Source organism: Streptococcus oralis, assembly GCF_001578935.1.
In the GTDB taxonomy this organism is placed as follows: Bacteria; Bacillota; Bacilli; order Lactobacillales; family Streptococcaceae; genus Streptococcus; species Streptococcus oralis_R.
In genome coordinates this window covers 685,418-686,456 of the sequence record NZ_KQ969521.1, presented here as the reverse complement: position 1 = coordinate 686,456, position 1,039 = coordinate 685,418, and the positions used below count along the sequence as shown (strand labels likewise).

The following is a 1,039-nucleotide window of genomic DNA, read 5'->3' as shown; positions in this document are numbered from 1 at the left end:
GAATCTGGATGGTAGTCTAGATGATGTCGTGGAATTAGGTGGTAAGACTGTTGATTCAACGTTAATAGAACAACGGTTAAAAGATTTCGCGGAAGGAACTCTAGAGTTTCAAGATGTTCTAGATGATTATAGTGAAGTGTATGCTAGGGCTGTTAAATCTAATCAAACTTGGTCATGGCGTGAAGATATACCATTTGGTTTGGAATTAACAAATACTCAACGTAAGTTGGTTAAAGAAGCCGCAATTGAAAATGGACTTTTGACCGAAGTTAAAGTTATCCCAGCTGATGGTATGAAATATGGTTTCGCGGATTTTAGTAGTGCTGGTCTTGTTGAAGAAACAGTCAATCTACCAGAAGAGTTGTGGCTTAAAACAGATAAAGAACAATTTGAGTGGCTAAATAACAAAATTGGTGGCTTTAGAGAAGGTATGACATGGCATCATACAGAAATTCCAGGTAAAATGGAACTGGTCCCATTTGGGATACATAATATCACTCCACATAATGGGGGAAGAACCGTAGGAATGTGGGCTTATGCCCCAAGATAATGAAAGAAAGGAATTGGTAAATGTTAACTAACGATATTATTCATCCTCTACCTAAAGAAAATTTTATACTTGATTTAGAGAGAAATTGGCGAGTCACTTTACCAGGTGATTATAAAAATTTTATAATGAGTAAAAATGGTTTTCGCCCTTCTAAAAATTTATTTTCCTTATCAAACAGGTCATTTTTGATAGAGCGATTCTTGTGCGTGTTAGAGAATACAAAAAACAATCCACTTGGAATATACGACATAGATGTTGTAATGTCGCAACTTGATGAAAGACTTTTCGTCCATGAAGATATTTTAGGTTTTGAATTGATCCCAATAGCAGCATTGTTTGGAGGCGATTTTATCTGCTTAGATTACACTAAAAGTAAAGAAAATCCTAGCATTTGTATCTGGTATCATGAAGAATCTTATGAATTAGATCCTGCTGTAGAATTTGTAGCTAATAACTTTACAGAGTTTTTAAAAATGCTTCATGATTAAA

Annotated in this window: 2 protein-coding genes; both read left to right on the top strand. The window is 34.6% G+C overall.

Annotated elements, in window-relative coordinates:
* A partial coding sequence (locus SORDD15_RS03450; protein WP_231097624.1) for an HNH endonuclease signature motif containing protein occupies positions 1-550 on the top strand: 550 nt, incomplete at its 5' end.
* A gap of 20 nt (positions 551-570) precedes the next feature.
* Positions 571-1,038 (top strand): SMI1/KNR4 family protein, encoded by a 468-nt coding sequence (locus SORDD15_RS03445; RefSeq protein ID WP_061414371.1) that lies wholly within the window; start codon positions 571-573, stop codon positions 1,036-1,038.
* Position 1,039: the final 1 nt, after the last annotated feature.